At 40.1% G+C, this 17,529-nt stretch carries 19 protein-coding genes; 10 read left to right on the top strand and 9 right to left on the bottom strand.

Annotated features, from left to right (window positions below):
* Nucleotides 1-50 precede the first annotated feature (50 nt).
* The 3 genes from J690_RS05735 to yghU all read left to right on the top strand — a co-directional run bounded on the left by J690_RS05735 (nt 51) and on the right by yghU (nt 2,577).
* Nucleotides 51-956, top strand: a complete 906-nt coding sequence (locus J690_RS05735; protein WP_032034675.1) for a LysR family transcriptional regulator — start codon at nt 51-53, stop codon at nt 954-956.
* A 113-nt stretch (nt 957-1,069) separates the two neighbouring features.
* The gene (yfcF, locus tag J690_RS05730) at nt 1,070-1,696 is read left to right on the top strand and encodes a glutathione transferase (protein ID WP_032034672.1); all 627 of its coding nucleotides are present in this window, start codon (nt 1,070-1,072) and stop codon (nt 1,694-1,696) included.
* 32 nt (nt 1,697-1,728) lie between these two features.
* A complete protein-coding gene (gene yghU, locus J690_RS05725) occupies nt 1,729-2,577 on the top strand; it encodes a glutathione-dependent disulfide-bond oxidoreductase (RefSeq protein ID WP_005069831.1) in 849 nt (282 codons plus the stop codon).
* 67 nt (nt 2,578-2,644) lie between these two features.
* On the opposite strand, the gene J690_RS05720 is transcribed toward yghU, so the two are convergent.
* Entirely contained in the window at nt 2,645-3,052 is a 408-nt protein-coding gene (locus J690_RS05720) for a DUF2000 domain-containing protein (protein ID WP_000460598.1), read from the bottom strand.
* 155 nt (nt 3,053-3,207) lie between these two features.
* Between J690_RS05720 and J690_RS05715 the strand changes: the two genes are divergently transcribed.
* Nucleotides 3,208-3,810 carry a LysE family translocator gene (locus J690_RS05715; protein WP_002114301.1) on the top strand — a complete coding sequence of 201 codons (603 nt, stop codon included), beginning with the start codon at nt 3,208-3,210 and terminating at the stop codon, nt 3,808-3,810.
* A 38-nt stretch (nt 3,811-3,848) separates the two neighbouring features.
* Here J690_RS05715 and J690_RS05710 read toward each other — a convergent pair whose 3' ends face one another.
* Both J690_RS05710 and J690_RS05705 read right to left on the bottom strand, forming a co-directional pair.
* A complete protein-coding gene (locus tag J690_RS05710; protein ID WP_002114483.1) occupies nt 3,849-4,667 on the bottom strand; it encodes an AraC family transcriptional regulator in 819 nt (272 codons plus the stop codon).
* Between the two features lie 59 nt (nt 4,668-4,726).
* A complete protein-coding gene (locus J690_RS05705; protein WP_032034671.1) occupies nt 4,727-5,629 on the bottom strand; it encodes a LysR family transcriptional regulator in 903 nt (300 codons plus the stop codon).
* 125 nt (nt 5,630-5,754) lie between these two features.
* Here J690_RS05705 and J690_RS05700 point away from each other — a divergent pair, with 125 nt between their 5' ends.
* The 5 genes from J690_RS05700 (at nt 5,755) to J690_RS05680 (ending at nt 11,308) form a co-directional block, all read left to right on the top strand.
* Entirely contained in the window at nt 5,755-6,492 is a 738-nt protein-coding gene (locus tag J690_RS05700; RefSeq protein WP_032034669.1) for an SDR family oxidoreductase, read from the top strand.
* A 237-nt stretch (nt 6,493-6,729) separates the two neighbouring features.
* A complete protein-coding gene (locus tag J690_RS05695) occupies nt 6,730-7,239 on the top strand; it encodes a rhodanese-like domain-containing protein (RefSeq protein WP_032034668.1) in 510 nt (169 codons plus the stop codon).
* 18 nt (nt 7,240-7,257) lie between these two features.
* Nucleotides 7,258-8,199, top strand: a complete 942-nt coding sequence (gene epsC / locus J690_RS05690) for a serine O-acetyltransferase EpsC (RefSeq protein WP_081405070.1) — start codon at nt 7,258-7,260, stop codon at nt 8,197-8,199.
* Nucleotides 8,200-8,439: 240 nt separating this feature from the next.
* Nucleotides 8,440-9,372 carry a family 2A encapsulin nanocompartment shell protein gene (locus J690_RS05685; RefSeq protein ID WP_001107594.1) on the top strand — a complete coding sequence of 311 codons (933 nt, stop codon included), beginning with the start codon at nt 8,440-8,442 and terminating at the stop codon, nt 9,370-9,372.
* Nucleotides 9,347-11,308: a family 2A encapsulin nanocompartment cargo protein cysteine desulfurase gene (locus J690_RS05680; protein ID WP_032034665.1), complete on the top strand. Its 1,962-nt coding sequence runs from the start codon at nt 9,347-9,349 to the stop codon at nt 11,306-11,308. Before J690_RS05685 ends, J690_RS05680 begins: the two co-directional genes overlap by 26 nt.
* 606 nt (nt 11,309-11,914) lie before the next feature.
* Here J690_RS05680 and J690_RS05675 read toward each other — a convergent pair.
* Complete coding sequence (locus J690_RS05675) at nt 11,915-12,553, bottom strand: LysE family translocator (RefSeq protein WP_032034663.1); 639 nt, start codon at nt 12,551-12,553, stop codon at nt 11,915-11,917.
* Nucleotides 12,554-12,644: 91 nt separating this feature from the next.
* On the opposite strand from J690_RS05675, the gene J690_RS05670 reads away from it, so the two are divergent.
* The gene (locus J690_RS05670; RefSeq protein ID WP_032018083.1) at nt 12,645-13,574 is read left to right on the top strand and encodes a LysR family transcriptional regulator; all 930 of its coding nucleotides are present in this window, start codon (nt 12,645-12,647) and stop codon (nt 13,572-13,574) included.
* A gap of 48 nt (nt 13,575-13,622) precedes the next feature.
* On the opposite strand, the gene J690_RS05665 is transcribed toward J690_RS05670, so the two are convergent.
* The 5 genes from J690_RS05665 to J690_RS05645 all read right to left on the bottom strand — a co-directional run bounded on the left by J690_RS05665 (nt 13,623) and on the right by J690_RS05645 (nt 17,511).
* Nucleotides 13,623-14,489, bottom strand: a complete 867-nt coding sequence (locus tag J690_RS05665) for a cysteine ABC transporter substrate-binding protein (RefSeq protein ID WP_032034661.1) — start codon at nt 14,487-14,489, stop codon at nt 13,623-13,625.
* Nucleotides 14,490-14,571: 82 nt separating this feature from the next.
* Nucleotides 14,572-15,432 (bottom strand): transporter substrate-binding domain-containing protein, encoded by an 861-nt coding sequence (locus tag J690_RS05660; protein ID WP_032034658.1) that lies wholly within the window; start codon nt 15,430-15,432, stop codon nt 14,572-14,574.
* 30 nt (nt 15,433-15,462) lie between these two features.
* Nucleotides 15,463-16,194, bottom strand: coding sequence for an amino acid ABC transporter ATP-binding protein (locus tag J690_RS05655; protein ID WP_001130360.1), 732 nt, complete (start codon nt 16,192-16,194; stop codon nt 15,463-15,465).
* Nucleotides 16,195-16,196: 2 nt separating this feature from the next.
* A complete protein-coding gene (locus J690_RS05650; protein WP_032034657.1) occupies nt 16,197-16,862 on the bottom strand; it encodes an amino acid ABC transporter permease in 666 nt (221 codons plus the stop codon).
* Nucleotides 16,852-17,511, bottom strand: coding sequence for an amino acid ABC transporter permease (locus J690_RS05645; protein WP_002114214.1), 660 nt, complete (start codon nt 17,509-17,511; stop codon nt 16,852-16,854). The genes J690_RS05650 and J690_RS05645 overlap by 11 nt, the downstream gene beginning before the upstream one ends.
* Nucleotides 17,512-17,529: the final 18 nt, after the last annotated feature.

The raw sequence follows: 17,529 nt of genomic DNA, 5'->3' as shown, positions 1-17,529 counted from the left end.
GAATTATTCATGTTAATATTATTCCAAAATGGAATAATTTATTCTTTATTATGCTTTCTCTAAAATCATTACAGTGCTTTGTTACGCTGGTAAAAACTAAAAGTTTTACCCATACTGCTGAAGAGTTATATCTGACTCAGCCCACCATTAGTAAAATATTACAGCAGCTTGAAGAGCAGCTTCAGGTACAGCTTTTGGTTAAACCCGATCATGGACGAAAAAGACAAATTGAATTAACCGAAATTGGAGAGCGCATATATCAACATGCGGTCGAGCTTCTTCAGGCAGAACAGAACATTTTTCTTGAAATTGAAAACTACCAACAATTAAAAACTGGGACTTTAAAACTTGGTGTTCCACCTTTAGGTTCGCAGCTTCTGACGACTGCCCTGTTTGATTATCATCAGCAATTGCCAGATATTGAATTGGCTTTTATGGAGGTTGGTTCACGCGGTATTGAGCAAGCTTTGCTTAACAATGAGTTGGACGTTGGCGTTTTATTGCAGCCTTTTGATGAGCAAACTTTTAATAGCATCGAGTTATGTAACTACCCTTTAATGGTACTTTTACGTCGTGATGCGACTTGGGCAACCCGTAAAAAAATAAATCTAGAAGAGCTACAACACCAATCATTTTTAATGTTTCCTGAAAATTTCTCTTTAAACAGTATTATTCTCAATGCATGTAAGCAGCATGGTTTCTACCCAACCATTGCGTGCCGGACCAGCCAATGGCACCTCTTAGCAGACATGGTGTTACAACGTATGGGGATCGCGCTTCTTCCTCAATATTATACCGACATGCTTGACCCGACTTTATTTGCAGCAGTGCCACTCGAAAAACCAAATATTCAATGGCACTTAGTCATGGCTTGGAAAAAAAATCTTCCTGTTTCACCAGCAGTACAAGCTTGGCTTAGCATTGTCCGTCAACATTTTCAGCACATTAAGCCCTAACGTTGAAATAGCTTAATTCAAAAACCGATAAAGCTTTTCCACAAAAAAGCTACCCAATCTTGGATCAGCTCACTTAGACTAGATCCAATTGTTTTATGACATGGACAATAACAATGAATAACGAGCATTTTAAGCTGTATACAGATTCACAATTTCTAAGTCCCTATGCATTTACAGTTTTTGTAGGGCTACATGAAAAACAAATTCCATTTGAAATAGCGACCATCAACTTAGGCCAGCAAGGCCAGTTTGAAAAATCTTATGTAGAAAAGTCATTAACTGCCAAAGTGCCTGTACTCGAACATAACGATTTTGCCTTATCAGAATCTTCTGCCATTTTGGAATATCTTGAAGAACTTTATCCAAACACATCTATTTATCCAAAAGATATTCAAGCACGCGCAAGAGCAAGACAAATTCAGGCATGGCTCAGATCGGACTTAGTTGCATTAAGAACTGAGCGTCCAACCGATGTTATTTTTATTCAGCCCACCTTCACTCCACTTTCAGAAGAAGGCAAAAAAGCAGCCGAGAAACTTTTCTTTGTTGCAGAAAAACTTCTTGCGTCTGATGCTGAATTTCTTTTTGGTTCATGGAGTATTGTGGATGCTGAACTTGCCCTGATGTTGCAACGCCTTATTCAAAATGGTGATGCTGTACCACAGCGTTTAAAAACCTATGCATTACAGCAATGGCAACGTCCGAGCGTACAAAAATGGCTTGCCTTGCGAAATAACTAAGCCTTTTATTTACACCAAACATGAGATAAAAAATGAGTGATTCAAACTATATTCCTCCACAAGTTTGGCAATGGACTGGAGAAAAAACCGATTTAAACCAACCTAGCTCAGGTGCGCGTTACGAGCATACACTTCCAGTAGGAAAACATCCGCTCCAACTCTACTCTTTAGCAACGCCTAATGGTCAAAAAGTTACTATTTTGCTTGAAGAGCTTTTAGCGTTAGGACATAAAGATGCTGAATATGATGCTTGGCTGATTAAAATCGGAGAAGGACAGCAATTTGGCAGTGGCTTTGTAGAAATTAATCCCAACTCTAAAATTCCAGCATTGGTTGACCATAGCCAAAACCCGCCATTAAGAGTATTTGAATCTGGCTCAATTTTGCTTTACTTGGCTGAAAAGTTTAAAGCGTTTATTCCGACTGATATTGCTGCACGTACTGAATGCCTCAATTGGTTATTCTGGCAAATGGGCAGTGCACCTTACTTAGGTGGTGGTTTTGGACATTTTTATGCTTATGCCCCTGTTAAAATTGAATATGCGATTAACCGCTTTGCAATGGAAACAAAACGCTTACTTGATGTATTAGATCAGCATCTGGCAAAAAACGAATATTTGGCTGGTTCTGAATATAGCATCGCTGATATTGCAGCGTTCCCTTGGTATGGCGGTCTTGTTAAAAACTGGGTATATAACGGCGCGGAGTTTTTAGGTGTCGATCAATATAAAAATGTTCAACGTTGGGCAGATGCGATTTTAGAGCGCCCTGCGGTACAACGTGGCCGTATGGTCAATCGTACTTTTGGTGATTTAACTACGCAGTTGCATGAACGCCATGATGCGAGTGATTTTGAGACCAATACTCAAGATAAAGTTTAATTATTATTTTTAAATAAAACCCACTTTTGCTCAAAAAGTGGGTTTTATCATTCTTCCAATAAAAATCTTATTGATGCAAAGAAAGTCCTTTAATTGCCTTATCAACTGCTTTTTTAGGTCCTCTTAATGCTAGCCCAACCAAATTTAATTGATTCGCATCTTCGGCCAAAAATACAGCTCGATTATCCTCATCATTGCCTGTAGAAAACATGGCATGTACATAAGGAATTATCGTTAAATCTTGCTCTATTCCTTTGCGATGTGCTTTTTGTAGACCAGATAAATCCCCCTCAAATACCAACATCGGTTGCCCTAGCATGTTGCCATACTCATAGCCATTTGCATCGATATAAGGTTTCCCCAACATTTCAGGTACAGCAGAGGCAATCCCCGTTGCCAAAAAAGCCACCACATTTAATCTCTGCCACGTCGCAAGATCATTACGGACAATCAGCGCAATTTTTGTGTCAAACATAAATCTCTTTCCTGAATCATTTATTTTAGGTCGCTCATCATGACTCATTCGGATTTTTCTCGTCTTGTACGTTTGTGCAAGAGCCATCACAAACGTACAAGACCCTAAATTTACGAGTCACTATGCTGGGTTGTTTTTGTTTCAGTAGATACGTTATGGAAATCTTTTTTTATACCTTGAGTGTGATGTATAGCCCCGGTCCAGTAAATTTTATGGGGCTAAATGCTGGGCTTACCGGACAATTCAAAAAAACGATTTATTTTTTTATAGGCGTTGGTTGTGCAATGCTGATGTTATTCATGATTTTTGGATATCTTGGGGCTGCAATCATTCCACAAAATGCCTTGCACTATATTGCGTTGTTTGGTGCACTTTATACGTTTTATCTTTCATACCAAATGTTAAAGTCAGATATCGATCTGAGTAATGAGACCACTGAAGTTCAGGTGCTTTCGTTCTGGAATGGTTTTTGGATACAAGCTTTAAACCCCAAAGGGATTTTAGTCATTTTGCCTGTTACAACCATTATGTACCCTACTGCACATATCATTGGTGTACAAATCTTCTTCGTATCATTGCTCATTTCACTGGGTGCAGCTGGCGCGCCCTGCCTTTACTCTTGGGCAGGTGCTGTGTTAGGTAAAAAAATTAAAAATAAAATCTGGTTTAATCGTATAAACCGAGCCATGGGATTGATGCTAATCATTTCCGGCATATTTATGCTTTATGATTTTTTGAAAGGTATGCAGCTAATTTAAGATAAAGTCTATGTCAGCCTAAACAGGCTGGCTTTTGTTTATGAAGAGAGTTTATTGATCATCCGCCATCTGGCTGGAGTCAATCCAAATGCTTTTAAAAAATGACGTGTCATGTGGCTTTGATCAAAAAATCCTGCAATCAATGAAGCTTGAGTTAAGGACTCTCCATACATCAAACAGGACTTCACAACTTCCAGTCTGCGCATAGTCATATATCGATGTGGACTTGTACCAAATAGCAATCGGAAGTCCCGTGAAAGGCTCCAACGGTCTCGTCCCACATTTTTTTCAATATCATCTAAAGAGATATTTTCATATAAAGAGGCATGTATAAATTCTCTAGCACGCTCCGCTGCAATATAGTCATAAGAATGTGAGGTTCGCTGATGATTACCAGAAATTTCGTAAAGTGTGGTTGCAAGATCATATAAAGCATCTTGTTTTTCTAATGGATCAATATGGTGATCCATCCCTTGTAATAGAACATCGGTTGCCTTAAATAACCGAGGGTCCTGACTCAAGCCATTTTCAAAAAATGGTAAAGGTTTGCCCTTCATAATTTCCTGTAGGGTTGCAGGTTCTACATACACCATCCGATATCTAAAACCGTCTCGACTACCTGACTCTCCATCATGTTTTTCATCAGGATGCAAAACCATCGTCATACCCGGCAAGCTATGTTTCATCTCTCCACGATAATGAAAGCTTTGAACACCTGTTAATGTTCGACCAATGGCAAAAGTATCGTGGCGATGCGACTCATAAGCATGATCGGTAAAAAAGGCTTCGATTCGTTCGAGACTATTAGGGTCAGAATTTCTGACGATCCAATCATTTGCATTGGGTAATTCAATCACATATTCACCAAAATTTTATATGTGCTAGAGAGCATTCTACCTATACGTTTATGCTATCGTTATTTTGAAAAATAACCTGTATATAACTCACTCAGCCAAGCGACAAAAACGCGTACGCGTGGCGAGAGCTGCCGATGCTGCGGATATAAAGCAGAAACTGACATCTTCGGGATTTGCCATTCAGATAAAACCTCAACCAACTGCCCGTCTTTTAACTCATTCGCTACATGATAGCGCGGGACCTGAATTAAACCTGCCCCACGTAAAGCAGATAATACATAGTTTTCAGCATCATTTACCGCGATCCAGCTTTTCAAAAAATAATCTTGTTTTTTGCCGTTCACCATCAATTCAAATGGATAATTCCGCCCGCCTGATGTCGAAAAGAAATTGACACAATAATGTGATAACAAATCCTCTGGTTGTTGTGGTGTTCTATATTTATTTAAATAGTCAGGACTTGCACAAATGACTTGTGGCATATCGACCAAATGTCTAGCAATTAAAGTGGAATCATCCAAACGCCCTGCTCTCACCACACAGTCTATCCCTTCCCGAATCAGATCAACCAAGCGATCACCCGTACTAATTACGAGTTCAATGTCGGGGTACAACTCGTGAAATTGATCGATATTGGGTAAAACAATTTTAGTCGCATGCGCACCGGATAAATCGACACGTAGCAAACCACGGGGCTGAGCAATTACATTGCGTAAAGATGATTCGGCATCATCAAGTTCCGATAATATTTGTGTACAACGCTCATAAAATGCCTGTCCATCTAGTGATGGTCTTACATGCCGAGTCGTCCGTTCTAGCAAACGGCACTGTAAATTACTCTCTAACTCCTTAATGGCATTACTTGCAGTAGCACGTGGGATATTTAGCTGATCGGCTGCCTGACTAAAGCTACCCAGCTCTACGATGCGGGTAAAAAGTTGCAAGGTATTAAATTTATCCATAGTGCTCGCTTTTAACTCTGCCAATTATTAATCTATATGGAATTATCTTATCCAATTCTGATGATTTATCCCATATTTCTATATTATTAAAATAAGCCATACTTACTCAAACAGGCAATCTAAAAATGAATATTTCAAGAAAAACAGCTCTGGTTACTGGCGCATCACGTGGTATTGGTCGTGCTATTGCTGAACGCTTAGCACAAGATGGCTTTTATGTCATTGTTAACTATGCTGGCAATAAGGTTCATGCCCAAGCAACTGTAGATCATATTATTGAGCAAGGTGGTCAAGCCTCAGCTATTAAAGCGGACGTTGCAAATGAACATGAGGTGAGCCGTTTATTTCAAGAGGCAAAGGCCATTAATGGTCAAGTAGATGTGGTAGTTCATAGTGCCGGTATTATTCCTATGGCAAAAATTACACCTGAAAGCCTGCCAGATTTCGATAAAGTGATTCATACCAATTTACGTGGCGCGTTTTTAATATTGGCGCATGCGGCCGAAACAGTGCCAGATGGTGGCCGGATTATTGCGCTTTCAACCAGTGTAATTGCCAAATCTTTTCCGGCATATGGCCCCTATATTGCTTCAAAAGCAGGTGTTGAAGGTTTGGTACATGTGTTAGCAAATGAGTTACGCGGACGGAATATTACTGTAAATGCTGTTGCGCCCGGCCCGATAGGCACTGACCTTTTTTACAATGGAAAAACTGAAGAGCAAGTGGCAGCTATTGCAAAACTTGCTCCATTGGAACGAATCGGGACACCTGACGAAATTGCTTGCGTAGTGGCCATGCTGGCTGGTCCAGATGGGGGCTGGGTAAACTCTCAAGTCATTCGTGTAAATGGTGGATTTGCTTAATTTTAAAAACCGTGCGGATTATTTTAATCTGTACGGTTTTTACTAAATAATAAAATTTCTTAAATTTATTTTATTTTAATAACTTTATAAGATTAACTCATACTGTTTTATATAAAATATTCACCGCTCTTATTTATCAAAATAATATATATAAATAGATATTCCTTATTTTTGCTTATATTTAAAACCGCGTAAATTGAACCTTAACAATCTGAATCACAGATAAGGATATATTCAATGAACGCTAAATTAAATACTGAAACTCCACAAAGTTTTATCTCAAATGGTTCAAATACGTCCTTTTCAGCCGAAGATATCCTTGCTAAAGCACAGCAATATGCACAAGAACACGAATTAAATTTTAGTGGCGGTTTATCACCTGTTGATGCATGGCAGCTTGTACAACAAGGAGAAGCTGTTTTAGTTGATGTGCGTACTAATGAAGAACGTAAATTTGTGGGTTATGTCCCTGAAAGTATTCATGTTGCATGGGCAACAGGCACATCATTTAATCGTAATCCACGCTTTTTAAAAGAACTTGAATCAAAAGTTGGTAAAGACAAAACCATTCTTTTGTTATGCCGTAGTGGCAACCGTTCAGCACAAGCTGCCGAAGCCGCATTTAATGCAGGTTTTGAACACATTTATAACGTTCTTGAAGGCTTTGAAGGTGATCTAAATGAACAGCAACAGCGTAATCAGAAAAATGGCTGGCGCATCCACCAACTTCCTTGGCAACAAGACTAATACTTCAATCAATTTTCAGTGAATCAAGGAAAGCTTGTGACTCAATGGAACATTAATGCGGTTGTACAAGGTTTACAACAAGCAAGGCATGACTGGCGTCAGCAGCAGCACAGAACCAAAGAATTTGGGGGTCGTGAACTTCCATCTAAAGAAGCTTTAAAGGCCATTTTAGATGACCTGTGCGGGATTTTATTTCCAATGCGTTTAGGCCCTGCTGACTTACGCCAGGAAACTGAAGATTCTTATATTGCCTATACTTTAAATCGGGTGCTAACCGCCTTACATGCTCAAGTACAACTGGCTTTAAATTATGAAGCAAAACGACATTTGAGTCATTCAAGCCCAGTGCAGCAGCCACAAGAACTTGCTCAAACTATTGTGCAGGATTTTGCCAACACTTTGCCCTCTATACGGCGCCTTTTAGACGGCGATGTGCGAGCGGCTTATGAAGGTGATCCGGCAGCACATAGTGTAGATGAAGTATTACTCTGCTATCCGGGCATATTTGCGATTATCTATCACCGAATTGCCCATCAGCTCTATGCTCAAGTGCCTTTATTGTCACGCATTATTTCGGAGTTGGCTCACTCTGCAACAGGTATTGATATTCATCCGGGTGCGCAAATCGGTAAAGGATTTTTCATTGATCATGGTACGGGTGTGGTGATTGGTGAGACTTGTGTGATTGGGGAACGCGTTCGTATTTATCAGGCCGTGACCCTTGGAGCAAAACGCTTTGAAACCAATGATGATGGTGGTTTGAAAAAGGACTATACACGCCATCCAATTGTTGAAGATGATGTCGTGATCTATGCAGGTGCCACTATTTTAGGTCGTATTACCATTGGCCGAGGATCAATCATTGGGGGAAATGTCTGGCTAACCCATAGTGTTGCTGCAGGTAGCCAGATTTTACAGTCACCGAATGAGTCTTATCAAAAAAATCATATTGCCGGTTAAAAACTATAGATGTGAAATAAATAGATAAGGAGATAAATAAACAAAGAACGTGCAGATTAATAAAATGCTTATTTCTAGTTTAAATATATTTTTATTTAGAAAATAGATAACTCATTAATAAGCTCAGTATTTAAAAAATTTATAACGCGATTTTAATTTTAAAACCAGAACTAATTCTAGTTTATATGCATCCTAGAATTTTTATTTTCGAAAAGCCAATGTAATAAGGAAAAATGATTCATGGCGAAAAATACAGACAAAGCCCAACTTGCACTTGGGGACCATGCGGCCCGTCAACTGGCCAATGCAACCAAGACAGCTCCCCAGCTTTCTACAATTACTCCCCGCTGGCTGACTCACTTACTTCAATGGATTCCTGTTGAAGCAGGTATTTATCGCCTAAACCGTGTCAATAATACCGATGATATTCAAGTAGCTTGCACACAACGTGATGAAGCAACTTTACCTCAAACTTTTGTTGATTATGACCCAGAGCCACGCGAATACTTTTTAAATGGTGTATCTACTGTTTTAGATGTACATACACGTGTAGCCGACCTTTACAGCAGCCCACACGACCAAATTAAAGAACAGCTTCGCTTAACCATTGAAACCATTAAAGAACGTCAAGAAAGTGAGCTTATCAATAACCCTGAATACGGTTTACTGGCAAGTGTGACAGATGACCAACGTATTTCGACTTTAAATGGCCCACCCACTCCTGATGATCTTGATGATTTGCTACGTAAAGTCTGGAAAGAACCGGGATTTTTCCTAGCACACCCTGATGCGATTGCAGCATTTGGCCGTGAATGTACACGCCGTGGTGTACCGCCTCCAACGGTTAGCTTATTTGGTTCGCAGTTCATTACATGGCGCGGAATTCCACTTATTCCATCAAATAAAATTCCTGTAGAAGATGGCAAAACTAAAATCTTGCTGCTTCGTGTTGGTGAAAAGCGTCAAGGGATTGTTGGTTTGTTCCAACCGGGTCTTGCGGGTGAACAGTCACCGGGGCTTTCAGTACGCTTTATGGGAATCAACCGTAACGCGATTGCCTCATATCTAATCTCGTTATATTGCTCACTTGCAGTATTAACAGACGATGCTTTGGCAGTGTTAGATGATGTGGAGGTGGACAAATATCATGACTACCCAGTTAACTACAAGTAATCTGCAAGGTAGTTCAACGGGGCCTGAAGTGGCTGGTGCTAACCCACCAGCCAACTTCCCCGATGAGTCCACCATTGCTCGACTTGCTAATGAGTTTTTTTTAGCAGTGCCAAGCTCAAGCAATTCAGCTTCTCCATCGGGCCTTAACTTGGACTTACCTGTCGGAGCACCACCGCACCCACCACAACCGGGTGAACCATTTTCTGCACTCAGTGGTCGTGCGCCCAATATCGCCTTTCAGAAAAGTCTCAATCCGGAATATCCTGAGCATATTCCAAATTTGCCAGACTACCCTGAACGCCGAATTGTAGCGTCTGCGCCTGTGGTTGGTGGAGCTAATTTGCCACGCCCACCATTTGAACCACATTTGCCACAAGCTGCTCATAGTGAACCCAACGTGCCACGCATTGAACCAAACTTACCCACTGGTGCAGGTGAATCACCTTATTATTTTTTAAATGATTTTTCTGCTCCTAATACAGCAGAACCGTCTGTTAAAGGTGTTGAAGATAATTATTCAGTTGCACAGTCTTTTCAGTTACCACATGGTGATCAGCTGAAATCATTGCTGACGGAAGATCGTTTTGCAACGAACACGCCTCCCCAAAGTTCGGCAAGCTCTGCATTTTATTTTTTAGACTTGCCTCAAACTGGACAAAGTTATAGTCACTATCAACCATCGCAACCCACCTTTGTAGCAAGCAGTGCTCAACCACTCGATGTACATGCCATACGTCGCGATTTTCCAATTTTACAGGAACGCGTCAATGGTCGACCTCTAGTTTGGTTGGATAATGCTGCCACCACACAAAAACCGCAGCGTGTGATTGACCGGATTGCTTATTTTTATCAGCATGAAAATTCAAATATTCACCGTGCTGCACATGAGTTAGCGGCTCGTGCAACTGATGCCTATGAGCATGCAAGAAATGTAGTTGCCCGATTTATTGGTGCACCCTCTTCTAAAGAAATTATCTTTGTTCGAGGAACAACCGAAGGGATTAACCTGATTGCAAAAACATGGGGCGAGCAAAATATTGGTGAAGGTGATGAAATTATCGTTTCTCACTTAGAACACCATGCCAATATTGTACCTTGGTATCAACTCAGTAAAAAAACTGGAGCGAAATTAAGAGTCATTCCTGTGGATGACACGGGCCAGATTATTTTAGAAGAGTTGCCAAAACTGATTAATGAGCGCACTAAACTGCTGTCAATTACTCAAGTTTCGAATGCTTTAGGCACAGTTACACCTGTTGCTGAAGTCATTAAAATTGCCCATGCCAAAGGTGTACGTGTTTTAGTTGACGGCGCGCAATCTGTTTCGCACATCCCTACCGATGTACAAGCTCTCGATGCAGACTTTTTTGTATTTTCTGGACATAAAGTATTTGGTCCAACGGGTATTGGTGTGGTCTATGCAAAACCAGAACTACTTGAAAGCATGCCTGTTTGGGAAGGCGGCGGCAACATGATTCAAGATGTGACCTTCGAACAAGTAGTTTACCAACCTGCACCCAACAAGTTTGAAGCTGGAACTGGAAATATTGCCGATGCTGCTGGCTTAGGTGCTGCACTTGAATATGTAGAAAGTCTAGGTATTCATAACATTGCTCGCTATGAACATGATCTACTCGAATATGGTCAAAATGCACTGAGTAGTGTGTCTGGTTTACGTCTGATCGGAACGGCACATCATAAAGCCAGTGTTATGTCCTTTACCTTACAAGGCTATTCAACCGAACAAGTGGGTAAAGCTTTAAATCAACGTGGTATTGCCGTACGTTCTGGTCACCACTGTGCACAGCCAATTTTACGTCGTTTTGGTGTAGAACAGACCGTGCGTCCGTCTTTAGCTTTTTATAATACGACGGAAGAAATTGATTTATTGGTGTCGGTTTTACATCAACTGACGCGTAATAGGCGTAGCAACTAAATCTATTTTTAGACTAGAAAAGACTGCTTTTGAGCGGTCTTTTTTATGGATTATTTATTAAAACTACTTGAGCTCAAAAGTTATATATGAAGTAACAAGTCAAAGTAGCTATTACAGTGGAGTCTTATTATTTTAAATTCGATTTCTGAATTAGCCTTCGGCTAGACTTACTTTGGTTTCGCCCAAAGTAAGCAAAAGCATTTTCATCTGCAAAACCTGTCCTCTTCTTATATCTAATCGATATATCGCAGAAACATAAACTATTTAATACCACGCAGGTTGCAGATGATTTTAGCTCGAATTAAGAGTCATCAATAGTTCGGACAACTCAAAGTAGTTATTACTACGGAGTCTTGTTATTTTAAATTCGATTTCTGAATTAGCCTTCGGCTCGTGCTAAGAGTCATCTACAGCCTGCCCATAATTTATAAAAATAATGTTTTTGCAACATTTCCTGATAGATGAAAAACAGTGAACAGGTTCTGTAGATGACAAAGTTTTTTGGTTACTTTTTCCAAAAAAAGTAACAGAATTAGCTACTTTATTATGACGTATAAACGGTAAGACTCCGTCGTGCTACCCCATCCACTTATAAATACAACCAACTTAAACAAACAATCCCCAAATCAATCTCAATGCAATTCCAATTAATAACGCTCCCATTACCCTCTCAAAATAAACCCCAAACTCCAAAAATCTTTTACGTACAATAGGCTGTGCAAACAGTACACTCACCACCATAAACCAGATGGCATTGACCATACACATCCACACACCATAAAAAACCTGAACTTTCATTGGTGTGGTTGTACTTACAATCGTTGTAAAAATTGCCAGAAAAAAGATAGTGGCTTTTGGGTTTAACGCATTGGTAAGAAAACCCATAGTAAAAGCTTTAAATAAACTTGGCGTGTCACTACCTGCTTGGCCATTAATTTCAATAGTGGTATTCGGCTGGCTACGTAAACACTGCCATCCTAAATACACTAAGTAAGCTGCCCCAGCTGTTCTGATCAGTGACATGAGCCATTCACTTTGCTGAATCAAAAAGCCAATACCAACAAGTGTATAAAACACATGCACTGAAATCCCGACACCAATACCAATTGCAGTCAGGCAACCAATCAAGTAGCCATAACGTACACTTTGCCTTACCGTAACCACAAAATCTGGTCCAGGTAAAATCACCGCCATAAAGTGAATAAGAGCTAGCGTTAAAAACTCATGTCCATACAACTGCCACATAACAATTTAGTTTCCTGAAAATCACCTAAAAGATTGTATTGCGATTTTTTAGACGCGATAATCCAATCAAAATCCAAATAACTTTTGCCTCATGAGCACAAATCAAAGTCTGGTTCTATTAAATGAAATGGCGACTTTCGTTAAGGTTGTCGAGTCGGAAAGCTTTTCTGAAACTGCCCGCCAGCTTGGTACAACACCTTCTGCTGTTAGTCGTGCAATTGCTCGTTTAGAACGTGCTTTAGGCACTCGCTTACTCTATCGGACCACACGGAAACTTCGTTTAAGTGAAAGTGGACAACAGGTTTATCAACGTTGTTTAGATATGGTGAATGCGGCACAAGCAGTCATGGAAAGTTCGGGTCAATTTCATGTTGAACCCGAAGGTATTATTCGCATGAGTGTTCCGAAAGCTGTGGGGCATTTTATGATTCATCCGCATTTACCCGAGTTTTTAGAACGCTACCCGAAAATTGATATACAAATGCTTTTAGAAGATCGCTATGTAGACCTGATTGATGATGGAGTAGATTTAGCACTTCGAATTACAGAGCAACCACCGGGTGGCCTTATGGGTCGAAAGCTGATTGATATTGATCACTTGGTTTGTGCTACACCTGAATATTTGTCCAAGCACGGTACACCGAACCACCCTCATGATTTAAAGCAGCATGAATGTATTTACTTGGGCGAACAAGCCAGTGACTCAAAATGGAAATTTCAGCAAGGAAACAAATCGATCAGTGTGGCTGTGCGTGGGCGTTATGCAGCAAACCATACAGGTGTGCGTTTGAGTGCGGCATTACAGCATTTAGGTATTGCGAGCTTACCTTACTTCGTTGCACGCCATGCTCTACAACAAGGTACCTTAGTTCAGGTTTTACCAGATTGGTATTTTAAAACCTATTACAGTGGTGGGCTGTGGTTACTTTATCCACCGACAAGGCATGTCCCGCCTAAATTAAGTGTATTGATTCAATATTTGGCAGATAAATTAGCAGCAGAACCGACTTTAAAAATCTAGTCGGCTCCTAACTCGAGCAAATCCTGTCTAGAATCCTCTTTATTAGAATTATTCAACCAATAGATCTTTTGGATTAATCGTATCGCCATAGACTGGTTTTAACGTCTTTTCATAAGCCTGATGAATCACGCCTTCTTTTGCCAATTTCTCTAAATCTTGATTCAACCAGTCCAGCAACTCTTTATCACCTTTTTTCACTGCTGGTGCAATTAAGTCCTGCTCACCTAAATTAGTAATGCCAACAGTGTAATTTGGATTTTCTTTAGCCCAAGCTAAAACCAGCAAGTTATCATGGGCAAGCGCAGCACCACGTCCATCTTTTAAAGCATCAAAAGTTTCAGTGTTTTGCTCATACTTTTGTAGTTTAATTTCAGGATGAGTCTTGGTGAAGAATGAATCAGCCGTTGTACCTTTGTTCACCAGTAAAATTTTATCTTTAAGTTGAGCCACATCAGTAATCGGATGACTTTTAGGAGAAACCACACCTAGTGCCACTTTTAGGTAAGGCTTAGCAAAATCGACAACTTCTTTACGTTCTGGTGTAACGGTAAAGTTGGCAAAAATAATATCCACTTTATTGGCTTTTAAGTATTCGACACGGTTAGCCGCTTCAGTTAAAACAAACTCTACTTTGTTTTCATCACCCAGCAGATCTTTAGCAACATGCTTAGCAATTTCTACATCAAAGCCCTGATTTTTACCTTGAGCATCTAAATATCCAAACGGTGGTTTATCACTAAATACGCCAATTCGTACCACGCCATTCTTTTTGATCTGTTCAATACTCGACACAGTTTGTGTGGTATCTGCCGTTTTTTCAGTAGACTGAGTTCCTTTGTCACATGCAACTAAACCTAAACTCAGTAAAGACGCAGCTAAAATATGCTTCACGTTTTGAAATGTTAATGTTGTCATTATTTCACCCTATCGTTCTTGTAAAAGTCTTATTTAAAACAGCAGCACCTCTTGGTAGACACTGCTCTAGCGATATCGAAAATTATTGGCCTACATCTAAAAACACATTCGGATTGACCGAGTCACCGTAAATTGGTTTCAAGGTTTCATCATAAATTTTATTAATTTCACCACTTGTTCTGAGTTGCTTAATTTCAGTATTGAGCCAATTCAATAATTGGGTATTGCCCTTTTTAACTGCTGGTGCAATAAACTCTTGATCACCAATAGACTGAATACCCGCCACATAACTTGGGTTCTTCGCGGCCCATGCCAAAGCATACGTACTATCTTGTGAAATTGCGTCACCACGACCGTCGGTTAAGGCTTTAAACGCATCCGAGTTTCTTTCAAACTTAAGTAAATTCACTTTCGGATAATGCTTGGTAAAGTAGGTATCTGAACTTGTGCCTTTGTTTACGATTAAGGTCTTACCTTCTAATTGGGCAATGTCCGTAATCGGCTTGGCTTTAGGTGAGACAATACCAAAAGCCCCTTTTAAATAAGGCTCGGCAAAATCGACAACTTCCTTACGTTCAGGGGTTACTGTAAATGTCGCGAACACCACATCGGCACGATTTGATTTTAAAAACTCCACCCGATTTGAAGCTTCAGTCACAATAAACTCAACTTTCTTTTCATCACCAAGCAAATCTTTAGTCACCCGTTTTGCTAGAGCTACATCGAAGCCCTGATTATTCCCCGCACTATCTACATAACCAAACGGCGGATCATCGGCAAAAACAGCAACGCGTAGAACCCCATTTTTTTTGACTTGTTCTAAAGAATGGTCTTCTTGACTATTGTTTGCCTGTTCAGTTGATGGCGTTTTACTACATGCAGTTAATAAAACCCCAGCAACGGCAAGACTGCTTAATATTTTTATTGAATTACGTTTAAACATTCACTTCCTCATGATTCAAATAATAAAAATTTAGTACGACAAAATATTTAGAAAGGCTTTCGCTCGTTCTGTTTTCGGCTGTTCAAAAAATTCTTCTGGTGAAGCCTGTTCAATAATCTTGCCCTTATCCATGAAAATAATGCGGTCAGCAACCTTGCGGGCAAAGGACATCTCATGTGTCACAATCAACATGGTCATTCCTTCATTCGCCAATTTGAGTACGACATCGAGCACTTCTCTGACCATTTCTGGGTCAAGCGCAGCGGTAATTTCATCAAGTAAAATGACTTTAGGTTGCATAACTAGCGAACGCACAATAGCGATACGTTGTTTTTGTCCACCTGAAAGCTGGCGTGGATAATCAAGTTTTCGCTCAAATAGCCCCACTCGCTTTAACAACTCATCTGCTACTTGTTCAGCTTCATCACGATGACGTTTTTGTACTTTGAGGGGTCCAAGCAAAATATTGTCAATGACATTCATATGCCCAAATAACTCATAGTTCTGAAAAACCATGCCAATTTTTTGACGAGCATTAGTCCAGTCCACATCTTTACCAAGCACACCTGAGCCAGTTAAACGGATTTCACCACCCTGAATCGGTTCTAAGCCGTTAATACAGCGCAATAAGGTACTTTTACCGCAGCCCGATGGACCTAAAATAACAACCACCTCTCCTTGTTCTACATCTAGATCAATGCCCTGTAAAATATGACTTTGTGCAAATGATTTCTGTAATTGTTGTATCGATAACAAAGGCATAATTACTCCCAGACCTTTTCTAAATGTGCCGCCAAACGCGATAAGGGATAGCAAATCAGAAAATACAAAATAAAAATAAAGCCATAAATCCAAAGAGAAGCGCTTGGCACGGTTAACAGCGAATTTTCAATAATTTGCTGGCCAACTTTAATGACCTCAACCACACCAATCAGGACTGCCAAAGAGCTGGTTTTCACCATTCGGGTAAATAAGTTAATTGCGCCTGGTGTTACTCGTTTTAGACTTTGCGGAAAAATGACATACGCCAAGGCTTGAACATGAGTTAGTCCGAGCGCATAGGCCGAATCGCGTTGATGCTGATCAATCGAAGTAATGGCTGCACGAACCAAATCGCCCATTTCGGCCGTACCCCACAAAACAAATACAACAACACATACCCACATTGCTGAAAACTGCCAGTTAAACCATGTTGCAAAGCCGAAATAAAACACAAACAGCAAAACTAAAATTGGAATGATTCTTATGGCTTCTAAATACAGACGGCACAACGATTTAACGACTATATTTTTAGAGGTCATAATGACGCCGAAAACTGTGCCGAAAATTGCAGAGAAAAACACTGAAATAAATGCAATTTTTGCAGTTGCCCAAAGTCCCCACATTAAACGTTCGAGGTGACTCGCTTGAAATAGATAATCAAGTTCCATGGCTCACCTTCCGACTTCTGTGCTCCAGATAGCTGGTTAAAATAGACACGGGCAATAAAATAATCAGATAAGCCATGATGAGTAAGAACAAAGCTTCTGTGGTTTTATAGTCCATGCCAATTAAGTCTTTGGTGACAAAAAGCAATTCAACGACAGCAATTGCACTGACCACAGAACTTTCTTTAATTAGAAATAGGCAATTTGCCCCTATTGCCGGAATTGAAATAGCCAGTGCTTGAGGGAAAATGACATATCTAAAAATTTGAATCGGTTGTAGTCCAATACTTTTTGCAGAGTCAATCTGCCCTTTTGCAACAGACTGCAAACCTGCTCGGAATGCTTCGGCCATATAGCTTCCACCCAAAAAGGTCAATCCGATCACACCACAGGCAAAACCATCGATTTTGATGCCAAGCTTTGGCAAACCGTAATACAAAAAGAACAGTTGAATTAATAAAGGGGTATTTCGAGATAACTCAATATAGAACTGGGCAATTCTATTTAGCACCCGCACGCGATATGTGATTAAAATGCTGCAAATTAGCCCTACAATAATTGCCAGAATAATGCTGATAATTGAAATTTTCAGCGTGGTCAAAGTTGCAGAGAAAAATTGCGGCAACACACTATGGATATACTGCCAGTTCAAGGAAAATTCCAAAAAAAT

Source organism: Acinetobacter sp. 742879 (assembly GCF_000588535.1).
GTDB lineage: Bacteria > Pseudomonadota > Gammaproteobacteria > Pseudomonadales > Moraxellaceae > Acinetobacter > Acinetobacter pittii.
This window is presented reverse-complemented; position numbering and strand designations above follow the sequence as displayed.